A 20,661-nucleotide genomic window follows, 5' to 3' on the forward strand; every position below is an offset into this window, starting at 1 on the left:
AGCTCTTGGAGGTCCATGGGAAGCACCAACTGGTTGGGGGCGTAGGCTTGAAAGGTCGGCCGCGGACGCGGCCGGGACTCCGAGGGCTCCCGGCGTGGGTCCTCCAGAGGCCATTCCATTTGCGTGGTCTCATCCGGCATGACAATCGCTCCTGTCCCGAATTCTTACTTACCAGGGTACCAGAAGGGACGGAAAATGTTGATCCCATGCGGTTTTTTGCGTCAATCGAGAAGAAGGAGGCTGCCCCCTCCGGGTCCGAATCTGGACCCTTTCGGGACAGCCCCTTGCCTTCGCGGCGCACAGTCGTCTGCATAGCGGACGAATTGAATGCCCGGCACGTCTGCCATGGTGCGATCGAACTCGTCGAGGTAGATATTTCCCAACAACGGGGACGCGACTCCACCTTGTGGTGTGCCGTGTGGTGTGGGGCGCACCAACCCGTCTTCGAGCACCCCGGCCCGCAACATATCCCGCACCCACCCTCGGACCGTTCCATCCGAGATGCGTTCGGCGAGTTGATCCATCAGGAGTTGTTGGTCGATCGACCCAAAGAAGTCGCGGATGTCCGCATCGACCACCCAGTGGTAACCTTGTCGTAGCCGTTCTTCGATGACGAATACGGCATCGTGGGCACTGCGTCCCGGTCGAAAGCCGTAGCTGTCCGGACTAAAGGTGGGTTCCCAAATGGGTTCCAGGATTTGCCGTACCGCTTGTTGCGCCACGCGGTCGCGCACCGCCGGGATACCCAGTGGGCGTTGCTTCGTCGTTCCGGGCTTCGGGATAAATACCCTGCGCACCGGCAAGGGCTTATAGCGATGCTCTCGCATCGCTTGCCCCAGTCGCTCTAGTTCTTCGCCGAGATGTTCGGCGAATTGGTCGCAACTTTGCCGGTCCAACCCGGCAGCGCCCCGATTAGCGAGCACGGCGGCCGCCGCTCGGGTCAAGTTTGCCGGGTTCCATACTTTATCGGCGAGACTATACCATTTTTCTCACAGTCATCCTCGTTTCTTCCATCTGTGCACTCGGGCGGCCCGGACGGGCCGCGGCTGTCGCTAGGTCCGAAGACCAATCTTGCCTTACCAAGTCGCACAGTCATGTCAGAATCCTGTCGAAGTGGCCGCCCTTCGCCTTCCCGTGGGGTTGTGTTGTCCCTCACGGTACTTCGCTACTATTGCGGCCTCCGACTCCCTGTCCCATCCGCCGGTGAGGGATTGGCGGTCATCGCATTGCCCCACTTTCGGCAACCGGCAGACCAGACAGGGTCTCACTGGGTCCGTACGGACACTTTCCGAGCGTGCCATCCCTAATCACTCGACAGGGTCCCCACAGGTGTTCACCCGTTTCCATTCCCCGCTTGCGCGGGGCCGCAAAACCTGTGCGACAGTGGACTTCGCACTTTTCCGAAGGTTGGTCACCACTGCCGAGCCACCTCGGGTTCACAGTTCGTTACGGCTCGCTCTTTTGCCTCAGGCCCACCAGATTCCGGATTACTCCGGACACCCTGCCGTTATTGGCTATCCCACTTGAACGGGGTAATTGGCAGGAGCAGGACTTTCACCTGCAAGCCTCCGTACGTGCCAGTCGCACAGAAAACCCCGGCAACTTGCCGGGGCTTCCTCAGTCTTCGCGGGCGAGATCTTTCTCCGCCTTCTTAATTAGGCGCTTGACCATGTTGCCGCCGATTTTTCCGACTTCGCGGGTAGTCATGTTGCCCCACCCGCGGTCACGGATGTCATCGTCGAGGCCCAAATCTTCGGCCACCTCGTATTTCAAATGGTCAAGAGCCCGCTCGGACTCTGGAAGGAGCGGACGATGGTCATTAGCCATGGTAAGCCACCCCCCCAAAGCTAGCTTTCCCGCCCGCCCCTATCCCATCCGGGGATCACCGTCCAAGACCGGCACCTCGATGTCGGGAATGCGCTCCAATAGGGATTCGGCTGTCAAGTGCATGTGGAGTGGGGTAAGCGTAATGGCGCCCAAATGATGTTGCGCGACGTCTGTTTCTTTATCCTCCAGGTTATCGATGCGGTCACCGGCAATCCAAAAATATTCCCGCCCCCGCGGATCGGTGGCCTTTTGAAAGTCATTCGCATACTCGCGTTGACCCAGCTTGACGACGCGGAGAAGGCGCGGACGTCCCCGGCTGAGACTGGGAAAATTCACATTGTAGACAATACCGGGGGGTGGTAGTTGAAACTCCGCACGACCTATCCACCAGCGTACAAACCGTGCGACCCACTCGAAGCCGTTGTTCTCCCCGTCCTCGAGCGACAACGCAATGGCCGGAACCCCAAGGAACATGGCCTCCATGGCGGCCGACACCGTCCCCGAGTAGAACACGTCACGGCCCAGATTCGTGCCGTGATTGATGCCGGACAACACCAGGTCGGGGCGTTCGCCGGCCAGCGCCCCAATTCCCAGCTTGACACAATCGGCTGGCGTGCCGTTCACTCGCCAGCCGCGGCTATTGGGCCCATAGACCGCCGGCTTGGCATAGAGCGGCTTGTGCATGGTAATCGCATGCCCCATGGCACTTCGCTGCCTTTCCGGTGCCACCACCGTAATGGTGGCAACAGGTTCCAAAATACGTCTTAACGTTTGCAGTCCGCGGGCCTGGATCCCGTCGTCATTACTTATGAGAATGTGCATGATGCTCCTCCCAAAACGCCTCGATGGTTTTTAGCAAATCGGCCTGTGACCCGGCCACCCGCGGCACCTGTTTCAGCGAGGCCAAAAACACATTGGCATAGCGCGTGCGCCCGGGCTGAATACGGGGATCAAACACGACCACTACCCCATGGTCCTGGGTGGTGCGAATGAGTCGCCCAAATCCCTGTTGAAAGCGCAATACCGCTTCTGGCAGACTGCGACGGTAGAAGGGCGACTGGCCCCGTTGAGCAATTCGTTCCTGCTTCGCCTCTTCCAGCGGATCACCCGGAGCCCGGAAGGGCAGCCGTCCCATAATGACCACCTCAAGGTCCGATCCCGGTATGTCCACCCCTTCCCAATACGTCATAGTGCCCAACAACACCGCTCGGGGGTCGTGGCGGAAGTCACCCACCAAACGCCGCGCCGGACCATCCACCCCTTGCGCTAAAGTTCTTATATGGTACGCTTCGAGCCGCTCGCGAATGCGCCAAGCCACAGCCTCTACGGCACGATACGATGTGAGCAGCACGAGTGTACGACCCTCCCGTCGCCGTGCCGCCTCCACCACCAGGTCGGCGAGCCGTTCCCAATAGCTGTTGTCCGCCGGGTCGGGACTGTCGGTAGGGATCAAAAGCCGTGCCTGACGCTCCCAGTCGAAGGGCGATCCGACGTTTAAGGTTTTCAGCCGTTCCGCGGGAATGCCGAGGGTGGTTTGGAGATAGTCAAAACGGCCATGGACGGTGAGGGTTGCCGAGGTGAGCACGGCGCTGTCCAGGCCATCCCATAAATTCTCCCGCAAAATAGGGGCAATATCGACGGGAGCCCAACGCCACGTGGCAATCGTCTCGCCGTCGCGCCCGGTTCGCATTTCCCACCATGAGACACGCTCATCTACCACCTGCCCCCAAGCTGCCATCCCTACAGCCAGCTCCACCATGTCCTGTTGCCATTGCCGGTATCGCAGCCAGGAAGCATTTTCCGTCACATTTTGCCGCGACTGAACCTCTTGCCATAAGAGCTCCGTCTCATCCACCAATTCCCGGAAGCGGTCATTCACCGCCTGCCACAGGGACTCAACCCCCTGCTCCTGCAACAATTCCCAGCGGGCCGGCGTCACACGCACGGCACGGCGGTCATATTCCCCCGGCGGGGTTGCCTCGGCCAGCGCTCGACCGAGGGTTTCGAGTCCATCCAGAAGCTGCTGATATCGCTCCTGAATGCTGTGCCGAACCCCCAAAAACTCCGGCGGAAGCGCGAGACGGGCCCAAATACCTGTCCGTGTGTGCATGACATCCCGATATCGGCGGCGAAATGCCTCGGCGTCCAGCTCAAATCCCAAGGATCGCTCCAGCACCTCGCCCAAATGGTGAGCCTCGTCCACGATCAGGTGCGAGAAAGGCGGCAAGACATTGCCATTGGCAGCGTGTGCGGCCAACAACGCGTGATTGACGACCACCAAATGGCTCGACTCCGCCTGATGGCGGGCGCGGCGCATAAAACAGGGCCCAGCGAACGGACACCGGGGACCGGCACAGGCTTGACTGTCCGCTACCACCTCGGTCCAGATAGCCCGGCCGGCCTCATTTTTCAGGGGGAATTCCTCGGCGTCCCCGATTTCGGTCGCCTCAATATAACTTAATAACGTGGCAAGGGCCCAGCGGCGTTCACGGCTCTCCCCCAGGGCTGGAGTGTCCTGGACAACTTCTGCCGCCTTAAAGAGACATAAATAACGCCCCCGCCCCTTCACCAACGCCGTGCGAATCGGCAAGTCGCGGCTTGCCTGAGGCAGGTCCTTGCCCCAGAGTTGATCCTGCAAGGCGACGGTATGCGTCGCTACTACCACCCGCTCGCCTTGCCTCAAGGCCGTCAAAATGGCAGGTGACAGGTAGGCCAGACTCTTTCCTGTACCCGTACCAGCCTCCACCATCAAAATGTCGCCTTGGGATAAGGCGTCATCGACCGCGCGCGCCATCCGCTGTTGGCCCGGTCGGGCTTGAAAACCGTCCACCGCGTCCGCCAACGCGCCGTGGGGCGACAACCATTCCACCGGATCCGCGGTAATTTCCACCGGCGCCAAGGATTCCGCCTGAAACAGATCAGGCTCGGGCCGATACAGTGCCGACTTTTGGGTGTGGCCCTGATCGTCGAATGGGATATCCCACCACTGCCACTCGTTTCCCAAAAAATAGGCCATATCGCGCTTCAATTCGCGAGAAAAATGGCTCATTTTATCCCGAATGGCGCGCATCAGTCGCTCCGTCATCTCGGTGTCTACCCGCGCATCGTGGAGCCGGTCGCCCTCTTCGGGAAACCAGTCTGGGAGACCATGATGCGCTCTCAAGGGGAAGGCAAGTCGACTCCACTCCAAGGTGTCCAACGACTCCGCTGCGAAAAGGCCATGGCGCGCCAAAAAGGCGAGGTCGAATGCAATATTGTGTCCCACCACACGACCACTTTGAAGCCACTCGCGCACCGTGGGGAGAATTTCTCTGAAATCCGGAGCGGTGGCAAGATCCTCGGGACGAATCCCCGTGAGGCGTAAAATGGCGTCGGGCACCCTACGGCCTGGGTTTACCCAGGACGACCAGACGCTCCCGTCAGAGCGCCTGAGGGCCACTTGAATAATGGCATCGCGATAGGGATCAAGACCGGTTGTCTCTAAATCCACCACCACATACGGGCCCACGTGCAAAACCCCTTCAATCGCATCAATTGCCGTCATTCGGGGCACCCTCTCACAAGACTCCCATGAAAGGATGACCGCCATGCCGGAAAAAAATCTCTTGGCCTCCTTTGCGAACTTGGAGGCCGCCAAAAAGTGTCAAGACGCGCTTTATGCGGCCGGCTTTGACGTCGTTCAGGTCGACGATCTGGATCCTGCCCGCATGGACCTTCCCCATGCGCCGAACATTCAGTGGGGCCGCTATGGCTATCAGCCGCGTCGCCTAGACGACAAATGGACCGATGCGTCGTCCTGGCAAGACAGCCACACCGGATTGATCGAAGGAGGCGCCTGGCTCTTGACTGCAGTGGTGCCCGCCGAGCGTGCCGCGGACGCCGTCCATATTATCGAACAGTATGGCGGATCTCTTTAACGCAAGTAAATAGCGTTGCTGTAGATCCAGACATCCAGCCGACGTCCCCGTCGCAAAACCACGCGCCACACCCCGGGATTGTCTACCCGATAGTCCAAGATGGTGCCCGTCATCGTCGTCATCGGATGCCCATTGCCCCAAATCTCCCAATGGACGGGTACCGGTGCTAAGCCGCGAAGCCGCCACCCTGATTTGAAGGCGGCCTCGTCACCCATCAGCGCCGTCCTGCCCTCCCCATCCTCAGCCCAAAAGCGAAATCCCAACTCCGTCCCCGAATGCGCATTAACCAGGGCCGCTCGCCCAGCGTTCAGCGCTCCGAGCAGGGCACGTTCTGCCTCCACCCAGTCATTGGACAGGGGCTCGGCTGTATAAATATGGGTTCGAATGGCATTAAACGACGTCCGGTACGGAAAAATCTTAAGCGCCAGCTTTCGCCACCCCACTCGGGCCTGATGGGCGTCCACCCCCCCAACCCCGACCACCCGACGTTCTCGGCCTAGTTCATCCCAAAGCTGCAAGGTTAGCGGATTGGCTTCCAAGGCCCGAAACGGATGGGCTAGCGCGCATAATCCGCGTAGAATGCTGTCGACCCCGCGCGACCAATCGGACAAATGATTCCACACCTCAAGCCCAGTAAATCCTGTGATCTCACGATCCTCCCAGCGATACGAGGGGAGCCGGGCGGTAGGATTTCCAGGGTCGTCCGGATGCGCGATAAACGCTAGAGCGTGTTGGGACATGAGATGATCGATAATGGTTTGCAGCGGCATCTTGGGAGACGGCAGCTGAGCGGGACCCAGTACGAGTGTATGGTTGGTGGGGGGAGTCACCTCGGCCCCCACCAAAAAGAGCAGATGGCCATAATAGCCAGCACCAGGGTCCATGGCGGCGCGGCGAGTGTCATGGTCCGTCAGCCAGAGTATGTCCAATCCAGCACGGGCCGCCTCCCGGATAATCTCATGGGGTGAGCCGGTACCATCCGAGTAGCGCGAGTGCACATGCAACACAGCACGATACTCGAATAAAGACACCCGGTTAAGCATCAGCCGGCGGCATAAATCGCCCCTCGGCGCTCACCAGGCGGCCTCCGTCGGCATCCTCAATCACGGCCTCGGCTACCATCAATCGGCGACGAAAAGAGATCAAATGTCCGACCACGGTAAGGCGCTCCCCGATACGCGCTGGCGCATGGTAGCGGACTTTCAGTTCTGCCGTCATGGGATAGAGGGTCTCATCGTGCTGGTGAATCACGTGCCACATGGCATCATCCACGATACCTGCTAAAATGCCGCCGTGAACGACGCCTTCAAATCCCTGATAGGGCGGATTAATGACGGCACTGGCGCGCACCTCCTGGGAATCCCCGGAAAACTTGAGGTGCAAGCCTGGCACATCGGAGCCACACACGAAACACACATTATTATCCCAATCGAAACTCGCCATCAGTGCTTGGCCCCTTCCCGCATTAGCCGCTCTCCCCGTGCCTTGGCTTCACGGATGACCTCCGCCTCGTCAAAGGTGGTAATAATACCCTCTTGTAAAACGATGCGACCGTTGATCACCACATAGCGGACATCGCTTCCGACGGCTGAATAAACAAGATTGGCCACGACGTCCCATTCTGGGGTCATATGGGCCTGATTCCCGTCCACAACAATGAAATCGGCCGGCGCCCCCTCGGCGATACGCCCACCAGGGTGACCCAGCACCTCAGCCGTTCCCCGGGTGGCTGCCCACAGCGCCTCGGCGGCGTGAAACCCCTCGGGTCGACCTTCGGCGATTTTCTGCAGCCAAGCCATGGCCTTCATTTCTAAGAACATATCCAAGCTATTCGTAGATGTCGCGCCATCGGTCCCGAGCCCCACGGGAATGTGGGCCTCCTTCAGCATCGCGTAGGGCAATATCCCGTTGCCCAGTTTGGCATTGGATACCGGACAGGTGATCACTCCGCCGGTCATTCCCTGTAAATACGGCAGATCCTCTTCGCCAATAAACACGCCGTGGGCTATTAACGTCCGGGATGCAAAAATCCCCGCTTCTGAGGCCAACTGCACGGGCGTCCTCTGATAACGCTCTTGAAGCTGCTTCATTTCGTCGGCGGACTCGCTCAAGTGGATATGAATGCCCACACCGGCCAATTTCGCTGCCTCGGCAACCCGCTCAAGATATTCTGGGGGACATGTATACGGGGCATGAGGGCCAAGCATCGTCACGATGCGTCCCTCCGCCTTTCCCTGCCAATCTCGGGCAAAGGCAACCGCCTGATTAAGCTTCTCGCCCTCAGGATCCTCCAGGCCAACCAGTCCACGGGAAATCCAAGCGCGCATTCCGGCCGTCGCTATTGCCTCGGCGGTGGCCTCCACCTCGAAGTACATGTCGGCAAAGCCGACCGTACCGGACCGGATCATCTCCGCAGCGGCCAACAGCGAGCCAACACGGATATCCTCCGCGGTCAGCCGATTTTCCACAGGCCACACATGCTGCGTCAGCCACTCAAAAAACGGACTGTCATCGGCCATACCCCGCATAAGGGACATGGCCGCATGGTTGTGGCCATTTAACAGACCGGGCAGAAGAATGCCATCCGGCACCACGATTTCCTGTTCTAGGGGCCCCTGATATCCGTCTGGAGACCCAGCATAAGAAATCTGGCTGCCCTCATACACCACGGCGCCAGGACGAAAAACTCGGTTCTCATCATCCATGCAAATAAGCGTTCCCGCTGTCACCTTGACTGCCACCGAATCCCCCCTAACTCTGTCCGAGATATGCCGTTTGCTCCGGCGTCAGCTCGTCAATGGTAATGCCCAGCGACTGAAGACGGATGCTAGCAACCCAGGCATCCACCGCCGGACTGACAGGATAGACGCCTGCCTCGCGCGGGTGCTCCAACAAATCCTCCAAGCTTAGCGCCTGCAGTGCGAAGGTGAGGTCCATGATTTCGGCAGGATGCCCATCTCCGGCGGCCAAATTGACTAGCCGGCCCTCCGCGAGGAGCCACAGCACCCGGCCGTCGGGCATCTCGTAACCCGTCACCTCCGATGAGCGTCCAGGTCGCGTGGCCACGGCCAATTGCTTCAAGGCCCGCACATCCACCTCTACATCAAAATGGCCCGCGTTGGCCAAAATGGCCCCGTCTTTCATGGCGTTGAAGTGTTCTTGGCGCACCACGCCGGTATTGCCGGTCACCGTGATGAAGTAGTCGCCGAGTAGCGCCGCCTGTTCCATGGTCATCACCTGGTGGCCGTCCATTAACGCCTCATTGGCCCGTACCGGATTAACCTCGGTGACGATCACCCTGGCCCCGAGCCCCCGTGCCCGATCGGCGACGCCCCGGCCGCACCAGCCGTAACCCGCGACAACGACGGTCTTTCCCGCTACGACTAAGTTTGTGGAGCGAATGATGCCATCCCAGGTGGACTGACCCGTACCATAGCGGTTGTCAAAGAGGTGCTTCATGTCGGCGTCATTAACCAAGATCATCGGATAGGTCAGACGCCCTTGACGGGCTAGTGCCTTAAGACGCAACACCCCGGTCGTAGTCTCCTCAGCGCCTCCCAGCACCTGAGCGGCCAGTGCGGATCGTGAACCGTGCAGCCGCTCAGTCAGTTCGCCCCCATCATCAATAATCAGGGTCGGTTCGATGTCCAACACACGCTGGTGCAATTGGTCAAACTCCTGGTCGCTAGCCCCGCGGAAGGCATGCACCTGTACACCCCGCTCTGACAGGGCGGCCGCCACATCGTCTTGAGCGGTGAGCGGATTCGAACTGGTAATGGCGACGTCAGCCCCGCCGATATGGAGCAATTCCGCGAGCACCGCCGTCTTGGCTTCCAGGTGCAGCGAAATAGCAATCCGCTGTCCCAATAATGGTTTGTCTTTCTCATAGCGGCGCCGAATTTGGCCCAAGATGGGCATGTGACCCGTCACCCAATTCATCTTGTGGTGTCCACTCGGGGCCAACTCTGGGAACTTTAAGGTATGTTCTGGCACGCGTATTCCCCCATTTCTAGCGTGGTGCAATGCGGCTTAAGGTGGCGGGTGGAGGCGGGCAGGCACATTCAAACGGCACCTGCAGCGCAGGAATGGCTGCCCCCAAGAGGGTCCGTAATTGCGCCACATTGTCCGCCATCGCCTCCAGCACCTCCTCGTGAGTCAATAAATCAGGCGAAATGCCGGCCGCAAAGTTGGTTACCAAAGCGATGCTGGTGTAGCACAACCCCAATTCCCGAGCCAACACGACTTCTGGAACTCCGGTCATCCCCACCACATCGCCCCCCAGCAAACGGAAGGCGCGAATTTCCGCTGGCGTTTCAAAGCGAGGACCCTCGGTGGTGACATAAACCCCCCTATTGACCAACCGCACTCCCACAGCCTTTCCAACGTCCAGCGTCGCCTCCCGGGACGCGCGGCAATAAGGCTCAGTCATGTCGCTATGCACGACGCCGGTCTCACCGCCGTCAAAAAACGTGGTGGGGCGGCTTTTGGTAAAGTCCAAAAATTGGTCAACCAACACCATACTACCGGGCCCCATAGCCAGGTTCAACGAGCCCACGGCTGCGGTCGCTACCACCCGCTTAACGCCACGAGCTGCCATAGCCCAGAGGTTAGCGCGGTAATTCACGCGGTGAGGCGGCACCGCATGGCCTAAACCATGCCGATTCATAAACAGTACCGGCTCACCGCCTCCCGCCATGGTGCCCTCGGTCACGGCCACGGTGCCATACGGCGTGTCCACGGAAAGCTCGTGACTGTCTGTTAGCCACTGGGGATCATAAACCCCGGTTCCCCCAATGATGCCCACCTTCATTGCCCTGCCTCCTTGTCGCCATTGTATCTTGATTATCGCCTGCTTTTCACCAGCCGAATCATCAGGACTTCCGGACGAGCCAAAAACCGCACCGGAAGCTCAGAGGTCCCCAGTCCTCGCGACGTAATGAGAACGGGTTTGTCCGGGGATTCTAAACGCCCGGCGACGTAACGCCCAGGGACGCGATTATGTTTTAAGGGTGCCCCATAGACGGGGATGACCACTTGGCCCCCGTGTGTATGCCCTGCGAGTATTAGCGACACCCGCTCTACCCCTTCCAACAGCCACGCGTCAGGTCGATGAGCCAGCAAAATCGCTGGACCGGAGCGCTCTTGCAACTGGCGGCGCACCGCTGACCAATCTGGGCGGCCCTTGACAAAGTCCGGCAGGCCAGCGATCCACAGCGACGCGTCACCCCGCCTAATCTCCCGCACCTGGTTGTCAATGAGCTGGTCACCGGGATCCCAGGGCTCCACCATCAATTTTCCTCCACGGTAGTCGTGATTGCCGGAAATATAAAATACCCCGTCCGGGGCTGAAAGCTGGCGCATACGTGCGGCCAGACGATGACGAGGCAACGAAGGCGAGTAAAGGTCGCCCGTCACCGCCACCATGTCAGCCTCAGCTAACCAGCGGAGAAAAGGGCGCCAGGAAAAAACCCCCACCCGCCCATGAATATCGGACAGATGGAGGATAGAGAAACCGTGAAATTGATCGGGCAGATCCGGCACCTCAACCGTATGTTCTACCGCCCGAATCCAATAGGGCTCACCTAAGGCATAAGCCAGCAGGGCGGCCGGAATCCCAAGCCAGAACATCGGCTAGACAAGTTCCCCCGGCGCGAAGTAAATGGCGATCTCGCGCTCCGCCGATTCCGGTGAATCTGATCCGTGCACAATGTTTTCGGTAATCTCAATTCCAAAATCACCGCGAATGGTCCCAGGCTGCGCCTTGGCAGGATCAGTCGTCCCCATCAGGGTCCGGGCCACCGACACCGCCTCCCGGCCTTCAAAGACCATGGGCACTGCGGGTCCGGACGTGATGAAGCTTAACAGTTCACCGTAAAACGGCTTCTCCCGATGCTCGGCGTAGTGTTCGGCCGCCTGCTCGGGAGTCACGTGAATCAATTTCAGCGCCTTGAGCTTTAAGCCTTTTTGTTCGAACCGCCGAATGACCTCGCCGACCAATCCGCGCCGAACACCATCCGGCTTGACCATGACAAACGTTGTCGCCAATTAAAAACCTCCTGTCGTCAAACCGCCGCCTTCTGGTTGGAATTCTCCACTAATACGCCTCGAAGGGTCTCCGAAGCGGAAAAATTTTGCGCGCGGAATTGCTCGACAATGTAGTTGCAGGCATCCCAGGGGTTGACGGTATCCCCGCACGTAAACACGTCCACCGCAGCGTAGCCGTGCTCCGGCCAGGTATGAACCGCCAAATGCGACTCGGAAATGACCACCACACCGCTCACCCCTTGTGGGCTGAACTTGTGAAACGCCACTTCCCGAACTTCAGCGCCCGCTTTAAGTGCGGCACTCACCATAATTTGCTCCACGGCGGCGTGATCATTCAAAATCTCACTGTCACATCCGTGAACTTCTGCCAAAATGTGTCGACCCAATGCGTTCATCGCATTCCCAACCCCCTTTTGAAGGAATTGAGCTCGTCCTTCAGATACCTGTCCGACGGCCATGGATTATTGTATCAAAATGCCCCCCTGTGTCAACAAATTTCTGCGTTTATGCAGGAAATGGCTTTAAAAACACGAGCTTCTCGTGGACAATCTCGGTCAATCTCCGATTTTTATGGAATTGCTCAGTGTTCCGATTCCCTGTATGGTGATTTCCATCTGATTGCCGTCCTGTACCGGTCCAACTCCGGATGGGGTTCCCGTGAAAATAAGGTCGCCAGGACGTAGTGTCATGAAACGCGACGCTTCCATAATTAGTCGATCGCAAGCAAAAATCATCTCGTCGGTGGAGCCATCCTGACGGATTTCGCCATTTACGCGCGTGGTCACACGGCGGGATTCGGGATTTTCGTCCACCACCACCCACGGTCCCACCGGTGCAAACTCATCAAATCCCTTGGCCCGAGTCCACTGCCCATCTTGCGACTGTAGTGCCCGTGCCGTGATGTCGTTTCCGATGGTAAGGCCCTTAATGGCAGCCAGAGCCTCGTCTGATGATCGGCAATCCCGCACCGTCCGGCCAATAACCAGCACTAGCTCGCCCTCATAATCGATCCGCCCGGCCCAACCAGGTGCGTGCACTACCTGGCCGTCAGCGGCCAACGCACCGCGTTGCTTTAGGAAGAACAACGGTAATTGGGGCACTTCGTTGTTCAGTTCCTCGGCGTGGGCTCGATAGTTTCTGCCGACACACAAAATCGTCGGATCCGCCACGGGCGGAAGCCACTCGATGGCGCCCGTTGAAACCGTCTTGACGACGGCTCCGGGTGCCCGAAGCCAGTCACCATCCAGTAACTCCACGGCCGAATCCAAGACCCGCGCCGACCATACCCGTCCCTCATGCCGCACCCGGGCGTAACGCTCTCCCATAATCAATCCTCCCTGTCCTGTGTAATAAGGGCAGCCTTAGCGCCGTTGCAACTCTTTGGCGATGCCATCCAGCATGCTCCGGGCATTGTCCTTAATGGCTACCTTGGCCACCGGATTCAACAGCGACGACAGCATAGGCACGCCAAACTCGAACTCCGTCACCAAAGTGACCTCGGTGCCCCCCTCGACCTCCGCCAACTGCCAATATCCGCGAAAGACCTTTAAGTCCCCGGAGGTTTGATCATAGGTGATGCGGTATTCGTTAGGATAGAATAAATCCTTTTCCACCCAATGAAAGCGAGCCCCTTGAAGCCGCGCCTCCCAGTCCGAGATCGTATAGCCTTCACCCCGTTCTAACACTTTGATCGCCTTAATGGTCTTCATGAATCGGGGATAGGACTCCATGTCCGTGACCACTTCGTAAACCGCGCCGATAGGAGCGGGCACTACCTGTTTGACCTCAACCGTCGGCATTCATACGCCTCCTTTTCTACCTCTCCCCACCCTTTAGTCAGCGGTGCTCTCCCATAAATCGTCAGCCACCAACTCCACCTGGTCGAGCGCTGCGCCCAAGTGCGACAGCACCGTCTCCAACTGTGCCTTCTCAATCACCAACGGTGGGAGGAGACGAAGGACGCGCTCGTTGTTGAGGGTGTACACGGCCAGCACGTGGCGCTGAAAGAGTTCCGACATCACCATGCCGCCCACTCCAGGAGCCGTAAACTCGATCCCAATCATAAGCCCGCGCCCCCGCACATCACGAATGAGGCGCGGATGACGCGTCATGAGTTGCTTGAGCTCAGGGATGAACCAGGCCCCGAGCTCCGCCGCCCGTTCGGGCAGCTTTTCCTCCACCGTCACGTCCAGCGCTACCCGGCCAACCCGACAAGCCAACGGGTTCCCACCAAAGGTGGAGGTATGAATCAGCGGACTGCTATCAAACAGCCGCCACACCCACGGACGGCCCACCACAGCCCCAATGGGCATTACGCCGCCACCTAGCGCCTTGGCGAGACATAACAAATCAGGCACGACGCCACTGTGCTCAATGGCGAAGAGCTTTCCGGTATGGCCAATGCCAGTTTGCACCTCGTCTACAATCATGGACGCTCCGTATTTATCGCAAAGATCTCGGATACCAGGCAAGTAGTTGTCCGGCGGAACAATTACCCCGCCCTCACCTTGAATCGGTTCAACAATCACACCAGCGACCGCATCCGACATGACCGCTTGCAATGCCTCCAGATCACCATACGGAATCCGTACCACATCAGGCAAAAGCGGCTTAAAAGGGGTTTGATAGAGGTCCCGGCCAGAAACCGACAAGGCGCCATAAGACTTCCCGTGAAATGCCCCTTCTGTGCTAATGATGAGCGAACGCCCGGTCGAGGCGCGGGCAAATTTTAAGGCTGCTTCTACCGCCTCTGCGCCTGAATTGCAAAAAAAGCTATAGCTTAAATCGCCCGGTGTCAACTCCTGCAATCGTTGGGCGAGCTCCACTTGTCTTGGACTCACCAGCACGCGAGAGGACAAGGGCATCAGATCTAACTGCTCATGAGCCGCCGCAACGATGCGAGGATGCCGATAGCCTTGCACGAACACCCCGTATCCCCCGGCGCAATCGAGATAATCGACGCCGTCCGCATCTGTCACGACGGCGCCCTGCCCCGTGTATTCCGCATGATTCAGCCCCATAAAGCGGTAGGTGCGCGCCAAACTGGGGTTCATGTAAGCTCCATAACCATCGAGAATATCGTCCATGCGCTTCGCTCCCTCGGGAAAACCTTAAGAGGCGGCAAGACGCCGCCAAACATCATCACTATACGCGATGCGAAGGAGCTTTTCCTGCTCTCTAAAGCCAACGCCGGCGCCGGAACATCCAGTAAAGAGTAGCCGAAATCGCGCCGATGATACCCATAATCACGGGAAATCCCCATCGATGGTGTGCAAGCGGCAGATAGTCGAAGTTCATCCCGTAGAGGGCAGCCATGAGCGACGCCGGCAAGAGGACCGTCGTCACCAATGTCAGCGTCTTGACAATTTCATTGAGGCGGTTGGAGACGGCCGACATGGAAAGATCGAGCGCCGAATTGATTAATTCGCGATAGGTGTCAACGGTATCGAAGAGCCGGATCATATGATCGTAGAGTTCCATATAATAGAAGCTGTCGTCGGCATTATGGGTGGACCAGTAGCGGGCCAACTGCGAAACGGCATCCCGCATCGAGGCGAGAATACGGCGGGTGCGGAAAATCTCCCGCTTAACATGGAAAATTTCCGTCTGAACCGCCTGTTGCCGCCTGGCACGAAAGGCTCGCTGGTCGATCTGGTCAATCCGATCATTTATCGCGTCCATAAACGAGAACAGGCCCCCAACAAGGGCGTCCATGAAGTAGTAGACCAGCCGTGCGCCGGACTGGACCCATTCAGGATTCTCTTCCAGCGTTCGTCGCACGTCCCACGCGGCAGCGAGATGACGAGAGCTCCAGGATATCACACGACCATCCTCCACATAGACCACCACGGGCGTTGCCTCAACCCGTGCCCGGCCTCGGGCCCAATTCAAGTCATATACTCGAAGATGGTAAAAGCGTTGAAAGTCATCAAATTCCGCCCGATCACCAGAACCGCCGCCCAACCAGGAAAATCCCGCCTGACGGATCGCGTTTTGCATCACCTCCTCGGGACCTTCAATATGCTCCCAGAGAAGATCGCGCCCGTTGCATCTAAAGCGGCATTCAAATCGTTCATCCTCAGCCATACGCTAAGCATGCCCAATATAAAACAAAAGCTCCCTCGCGGGAGCTTTCAAATGGTCGGACTGGCGGGATTCGAACCCACGACCTCTACCACCCCAAGGTAGCGCGCTACCAAACTGCGCCACAGCCCGATGGCTTAATAATCATAGCAAACCTGCACCCTGTTTTCAAGACGCCAATGGGTTTCCAAAATGTGCGTGTTTTCGAAATTCCCCCAATACGGTAGGATAACCTCGTCCTCATCCACAAAACAACGGTACTTTCGGCCTTAACAGTATGGCAAGACGCTAAGTTGCGACGAATTTTTTGTACCAAGAAGGAAAACTGAAGATTTTTCGCGAATTATCCCCCATTACTCAACCTTTGGTTGGGTTCGTCTGTTAAATCTTTGAGGAGGCGTTTTAATGAAGGCACGTTCTTTGACGATGGCATCCGCGGCCTTGGCTGTTGGCATCGCCACGTTAGCGGCCGGATGTGGAACCACCACCAAGACCACAACGGGGACCGCCCCCACCACTCCTAAGAGCGGGGGAACATTAACCGTGGCGTTACCGCCACAGACCAACTTAGACTGGTATCTGCCTATTAACACCGCGTCGTCTGATCAGATTTATAATGGCTGGATGGACAATCAGATTTACAAGCCACTCATCTTTTTGAATGACCAATACCAGATTGTCTGGAAATCCTCGATTGCTTCGAAGATCACCTACAATAAGGCTGGAACTGTCTATCACGTTTTCATTGGCAAGAATTGGAAATGGTCCACCGGTCAACCGGTCACGGCCAATGACCTCATGTTCACCTGGAACGTGGTCAAGGCCGCATCGGCGTCCAACGCCCCTACCCCATGGCCTTTCGTGGGAGCGGGCACTGGCGATATCCCGAGTGGTATTCAAAGCGTCGTCGAGAACAACTCGCATGAGGTGACCTTCACCTTGAAGCAACCCGCCAACCAAGAGTGGTTTATTTACAACGGGTTGATTCAGCTGGTCCCCATGCCGTCAGCCGAATTAAACCTATACGCCAAAGGTCCCAATCCGACCGCAGCGGATTGGACCAAGGAAGTCCAGTATCTGGGATCCATCGGCTCGAGACCGTCGACCGCCCAACTTGCTAGCGATGGCCCCTTTGAGTTGGTCAGTGCCACGCCCAATCAAACCTGGATCATGAAGCCCAACCCCGACTATGGTGGCTACAAACCTAAAATAGGCAAGTTAGATTTTGTTTACGAAGCATCTTCGACTGCGGAATTCTCTGCGTTGAGGCAGGGGCAGATTAGCCTGGGCTACTTAGACCCCTCACAGCTCGGCGCAAAAGCACAATTGACCTCACAAGGAGACAGGATTGTCCCTGCTTACACGCTTGGAGTTTACTGGACCGAGTTAAATATGTGGCCCGGAACTAGTTACGCTTCTATCTTTGACCAGCTGTACATCCGTAAAGCATTAGAAATGGCAACGGACCAGCAAGCTATTGCTGACCAAATTTATAAGGGCTACGCAATACCATCTTACGGTCCGATTCCGCCGGTTCCCAAAACAAAGTTTTACGATCCAAGTGCGGAGCCCACTATTGCTTACGATCCAACCGCGGCCAAAAAGCTTTTAGAAGCGCACGGCTGGCACCTTAAGAACGGGGTTATGATCAATGCCCAAGGAAAGCCCCTGAATCTCACATTCTTGTGGGTTACGGGAAGTTCCTCTGGCCAACAAATCGTACAGCTAATGCAGCAGGATTGGAAAGCGATTGGAGTTCAAACTACTTTGAAGGGTGTCAATTTCAACCAATTTCTCACCGACACCAGCAACAAACATTCTAGTGCATGGCAGGTCGCCACAGGGTCTGGGTGGGTGTACAACGGCCCCGGTTGGTTACCAACGGGCGGTCAGTTGTTTAGCTCCACCGCTCCTTCCGGAACCGGCTACGCCAACAACGAAGAAGATGCTCTAATTGCTGCAACACACAAGCCCTACCCTAGCGAAGCCGACTTCCTGAAGGCTTTCTTCAAGTACGAAGCTTACACTGCACAACAGTTACCCATGCTGTGGGAGCCGAACTTTGGCTCCATCAATGTGATATCTGCTAACACCCATGGGGCTGTAAAGTGGGGCAACCCAGTGACGGCTAATCCTCAGTACAACCACATGTGGCTGTCCTCCAGTAACTAACGTTCTTTACAAAAGGCTCCGGACATGACTCCGGAGCCTTTTTGCGTGCCTTGCCTCAACCGCTCTTGTTATCTTTCGGCCCTGCAGGACGTGATACAATAGCGAGGATCTTTTATCGGCAGGAGCGGTCTATGAACACGGCAACGGTGCGTTACGGACTTACTCTTTTAGGCGCGTGCAGCTTGTTGTCCGCCTGTGGGACTCCGCATGTGTCTTTGCCCCACGCTCCTTATGTCTATAACACCGCCATTCGCGTTCAAACCCCGCCCGTATCCAATATCAATCCCATTACCGCATCCTCACCGGGGTCGGAGTTGTATATGGAAACCGCCTATCAGACTCTTCTCGCGACGAAGGCCAACGGGAAGCCAGCCCCCGAATTGGCCCAACGCTGGAGCCATAATGAAAGCGATACGCAATGGACCTTTGACTTAAATCCGTATGCCAAATGGTGGAATGGGCGGCCGGTCACGGCCGAAGACGTAGCCTGGACTCTAAATTTCTATCATAATCCCGAAAGCGGCTTCGTCCGTCGCCGCAACCTTCGCAACATCCAGACCGTCGACGCCTTATCGTCCACACGACTCATCATTCGTCTGGTCCACCCCGACCCCAATTTTGCCGCCAACCTGGCTAGTCCATCCGGAGGCCTTTGGATCCTGCCGTCTTTTTATTTGCGCAAATATCCGATGCGTGCCGTCCGCACTTCACATTTTTTGACTAATCTCAAAGATGTGATGGGAAGCGGACCCTATCGGCCCTACAAACTGACCCCCGCTGGTCTTCGTTGGATCGCCAACGCCCATTACTTTTTAGGTGCCCCAAAAACGAAGTATCTGCACTGGGAATGGAACCCCAAGGGGGCCATCGACTTGGCTTGGACGACCACTCTAAGAAAACCCCCACTTGCTCAAAACGATCCGATGGCCACACCCAGTCCCAAAGAATGGGTCATATCCACCCGGGACGGCGGGGGTCTGAGCGCCCACTTCCTGGCTCAAATTCTCGATGCCGCCACCATAAGAACCCACTTGCCGGGACTGCCTGCGGCGACCGGGTCAGAGATTCTATCCACACTTCTCTCGTCGCACGGCTATAAAATGCGCCGCGGACGTTGGGTGAGTCCAACCGGCGCACCGATTTCGGTGCATCTTTCAGCGCCGGCGCGTCGCGACGATAGACAGTTGGTCACGTTGCTGCTGCATCAATGGCAGGCCGCCGGGTTAGACGCTGTGAAGTCGCAAGCCCAAGCCAACGCCCAAATCAGCGTTCGTGAAACGCGGCCCCAGCCAGAGCCTCTTCCCTCGAATACGGTACCGCTGGTTTTCGACTGCCAGTATTGGACGAAGTCGGCGCGACTTACGAATTGGTCCCCCAATGTCTGGCAACCGTTCTACAAAGTGGAGACTTGGCAGGTCCGATCGGTCGTCAAAAAAGCGCGCCAATAGCGCTATTCCGTGATAAAATGTTGTGGTTAGCAGGAGTGAGTCGCGCGTATGTCGAATCATCCGCTGACCGTTCTGCGAAAACCATTATGGCCGATTTTCTGCGGTCAGCGGATCGCTCCTTATTGGTGGAAGTGACGCAATTTTCGTAGGACCGCAATCGTTCCAACACCCGCATGAACGCGTGAATTCTGGAACCGGCATGCCGGAATTCGGGCGTCGGGCTGATTAAGACGGGGACAGGCGTCCCCCGAAGCGAAGGAGGCGGGCAATGCAAAACCCGATTGTGGCTGAGGCCGAATCAACAAATCTGCAAGAAGTCACCTACAGCTATCAAGGGCGCGTTTGGCGGCGTTTTTGGAAGAGCCCCCTAACCATTGCGGGTATTGCAGGGCTGCTTTTTCTAGTCCTATTTTCTTTTGTGGGACCCCTCATCTATCGGGTCAATCCCTTGGCCATCAATTTGGCCCACATGATGCAACCCCCCAGTGCCCAGTTCCCACTGGGAACGGACGATCTGGGCCGCAATTATTTGTCCCGTGTGATGGTGGGTGGCCAGTCATCACTGATTGTCGGTTTTGCCTCCGCCGTCGTGTCCATGGCCTTTGGCACTCTTTACGGTATGGTTTCGGGAATGGCAAGCCGTTGGGTTGACACCATCATGATGCGGATTGTGGACATTATTTTGTCGATTCCGGGACTCTTCATCCTGCTGTTCTTGGATGCCGTGTTTAAGCCCAGTGTCTTCATTATGGTCCTGATTTTGGCGGCCACATCATGGCTGTCGGTCGCCCGTCTGGTGCGCGCTGAGGTGTTAAGCTTAAAGACCCGCACCTACGTGGAGGCTGCGCAAGCTTTAGGCGCGAGCAACTGGCGCATTATGCTCCGCTACCTGTTTCCCAACTTTTTGGGGACGGTGTTAGTGGCCGGAACTTTTTCCGTAGCCATCTCCATTCTATCGGTGGCCACTTTGAGTTTCTTGGGGTTAGGGCTGCCACCGCCGGCACCGAACTGGGGCGCAGAACTCTCTTCGGCCATGAACTACATGTTCCAAAACAGTTGGTGGCTCACGTATCCCCCGGGCCTGGCCATTTTGCTGGCGGAGCTGTCCATCAACTTTATCGGCGACGGCTTGCGTCAGGCATTTGACTCTCGAATGTAGGAGGTGAACT

At 57.3% G+C, this 20,661-nt stretch carries 20 protein-coding genes and 1 tRNA gene; 4 read left to right on the top strand and 17 right to left on the bottom strand.

The genetic code is table 11. The annotated features are described in order from the left end of the window. Positions 1–221: 221 nt before the first annotated feature. From HIJ39_RS07895 to HIJ39_RS07910, 4 genes are all read right to left on the bottom strand, one after another. Complete coding sequence (locus HIJ39_RS07895; RefSeq protein ID WP_169098429.1) at positions 222–944, bottom strand: reverse transcriptase domain-containing protein; 723 nt, start codon at positions 942–944, stop codon at positions 222–224. Positions 945–1,617: 673 nt separating this feature from the next. Next, complete coding sequence (locus HIJ39_RS07900) at positions 1,618–1,827, bottom strand: alpha/beta-type small acid-soluble spore protein (RefSeq protein WP_169098431.1); 210 nt, start codon at positions 1,825–1,827, stop codon at positions 1,618–1,620. 39 nt (positions 1,828–1,866) lie between these two features. After that, positions 1,867–2,649 (bottom strand): 5'/3'-nucleotidase SurE, encoded by a 783-nt coding sequence (gene surE, locus HIJ39_RS07905; RefSeq protein WP_169098433.1) that lies wholly within the window; start codon positions 2,647–2,649, stop codon positions 1,867–1,869. Next, positions 2,630–5,371, bottom strand: a complete 2,742-nt coding sequence (locus HIJ39_RS07910) for a helicase C-terminal domain-containing protein (RefSeq protein ID WP_169098435.1) — start codon at positions 5,369–5,371, stop codon at positions 2,630–2,632. Before HIJ39_RS07910 ends, surE begins: the two co-directional genes overlap by 20 nt. 43 nt (positions 5,372–5,414) lie before the next feature. On the opposite strand from HIJ39_RS07910, the gene HIJ39_RS07915 reads away from it, so the two are divergent. Continuing rightward, a complete protein-coding gene (locus HIJ39_RS07915) occupies positions 5,415–5,744 on the top strand; it encodes a hypothetical protein (protein ID WP_169098437.1) in 330 nt (109 codons plus the stop codon). Here the strand turns inward: HIJ39_RS07915 and HIJ39_RS07920 are convergent. The 13 genes from HIJ39_RS07920 to HIJ39_RS07980 form a co-directional block, all read right to left on the bottom strand. Then, entirely contained in the window at positions 5,741–6,787 is a 1,047-nt protein-coding gene (locus HIJ39_RS07920) for a CehA/McbA family metallohydrolase (protein ID WP_169098439.1), read from the bottom strand. The two genes, HIJ39_RS07915 and HIJ39_RS07920, sit on opposite strands and share 4 nt — an antisense overlap. Next, positions 6,780–7,187 (bottom strand): PaaI family thioesterase, encoded by a 408-nt coding sequence (locus HIJ39_RS07925; protein ID WP_169098441.1) that lies wholly within the window; start codon positions 7,185–7,187, stop codon positions 6,780–6,782. Before HIJ39_RS07925 ends, HIJ39_RS07920 begins: the two co-directional genes overlap by 8 nt. After that, a complete protein-coding gene (locus HIJ39_RS07930) occupies positions 7,187–8,485 on the bottom strand; it encodes an amidohydrolase family protein (RefSeq protein ID WP_338055111.1) in 1,299 nt (432 codons plus the stop codon). Before HIJ39_RS07930 ends, HIJ39_RS07925 begins: the two co-directional genes overlap by 1 nt. Positions 8,486–8,495: 10 nt before the next feature. Further along, on the bottom strand, positions 8,496–9,737 hold the full coding sequence (locus HIJ39_RS07935) for an adenosylhomocysteinase (protein ID WP_169098443.1): 1,242 nt from the start codon (positions 9,735–9,737) through the stop codon (positions 8,496–8,498). Positions 9,738–9,753: 16 nt separating this feature from the next. Then, positions 9,754–10,554: an S-methyl-5'-thioadenosine phosphorylase gene (gene mtnP, locus HIJ39_RS07940; RefSeq protein WP_169098445.1), complete on the bottom strand. Its 801-nt coding sequence runs from the start codon at positions 10,552–10,554 to the stop codon at positions 9,754–9,756. Between the two features lie 32 nt (positions 10,555–10,586). Next, positions 10,587–11,372 carry a metallophosphoesterase gene (locus HIJ39_RS07945; protein WP_169098447.1) on the bottom strand — a complete coding sequence of 262 codons (786 nt, stop codon included), beginning with the start codon at positions 11,370–11,372 and terminating at the stop codon, positions 10,587–10,589. A gap of 3 nt (positions 11,373–11,375) precedes the next feature. Further along, positions 11,376–11,789, bottom strand: coding sequence for a nucleoside-diphosphate kinase (gene ndk, locus HIJ39_RS07950; protein ID WP_169098449.1), 414 nt, complete (start codon positions 11,787–11,789; stop codon positions 11,376–11,378). 17 nt (positions 11,790–11,806) lie between these two features. Then, positions 11,807–12,184, bottom strand: a complete 378-nt coding sequence (speD, locus tag HIJ39_RS07955; protein WP_169098451.1) for an adenosylmethionine decarboxylase — start codon at positions 12,182–12,184, stop codon at positions 11,807–11,809. Positions 12,185–12,343: 159 nt separating this feature from the next. After that, entirely contained in the window at positions 12,344–13,114 is a 771-nt protein-coding gene (locus tag HIJ39_RS07960) for a fumarylacetoacetate hydrolase family protein (protein WP_169098453.1), read from the bottom strand. Between the two features lie 36 nt (positions 13,115–13,150). After that, positions 13,151–13,588 carry a type II toxin-antitoxin system RatA family toxin gene (locus tag HIJ39_RS07965; protein WP_169098455.1) on the bottom strand — a complete coding sequence of 146 codons (438 nt, stop codon included), beginning with the start codon at positions 13,586–13,588 and terminating at the stop codon, positions 13,151–13,153. A 33-nt stretch (positions 13,589–13,621) separates the two neighbouring features. After that, on the bottom strand, positions 13,622–14,875 hold the full coding sequence (locus HIJ39_RS07970; RefSeq protein WP_169098457.1) for an aspartate aminotransferase family protein: 1,254 nt from the start codon (positions 14,873–14,875) through the stop codon (positions 13,622–13,624). A gap of 91 nt (positions 14,876–14,966) precedes the next feature. Further along, positions 14,967–15,788 (bottom strand): magnesium transporter CorA family protein, encoded by an 822-nt coding sequence (locus HIJ39_RS07975; RefSeq protein WP_169098459.1) that lies wholly within the window; start codon positions 15,786–15,788, stop codon positions 14,967–14,969. A 139-nt stretch (positions 15,789–15,927) separates the two neighbouring features. Then, positions 15,928–16,004: transfer RNA gene (locus tag HIJ39_RS07980), tRNA-Pro, on the bottom strand. A gap of 273 nt (positions 16,005–16,277) precedes the next feature. On the opposite strand from HIJ39_RS07980, the gene HIJ39_RS07985 reads away from it, so the two are divergent. From HIJ39_RS07985 to HIJ39_RS07995, 3 genes are all read left to right on the top strand, one after another. Then, a complete protein-coding gene (locus HIJ39_RS07985) occupies positions 16,278–18,044 on the top strand; it encodes a peptide ABC transporter substrate-binding protein (RefSeq protein WP_169098461.1) in 1,767 nt (588 codons plus the stop codon). Positions 18,045–18,175: 131 nt separating this feature from the next. After that, positions 18,176–19,492, top strand: a complete 1,317-nt coding sequence (locus HIJ39_RS07990; RefSeq protein WP_169098463.1) for an ABC transporter substrate-binding protein — start codon at positions 18,176–18,178, stop codon at positions 19,490–19,492. A gap of 268 nt (positions 19,493–19,760) precedes the next feature. After that, the gene (locus HIJ39_RS07995; protein ID WP_169098465.1) at positions 19,761–20,651 is read left to right on the top strand and encodes an ABC transporter permease; all 891 of its coding nucleotides are present in this window, start codon (positions 19,761–19,763) and stop codon (positions 20,649–20,651) included. Positions 20,652–20,661: the final 10 nt, after the last annotated feature.

The organism is Sulfobacillus harzensis (assembly GCF_012933365.1).
Taxonomy (GTDB): Bacteria; Bacillota; Sulfobacillia; order Sulfobacillales; family Sulfobacillaceae; genus Sulfobacillus_B; species Sulfobacillus_B harzensis.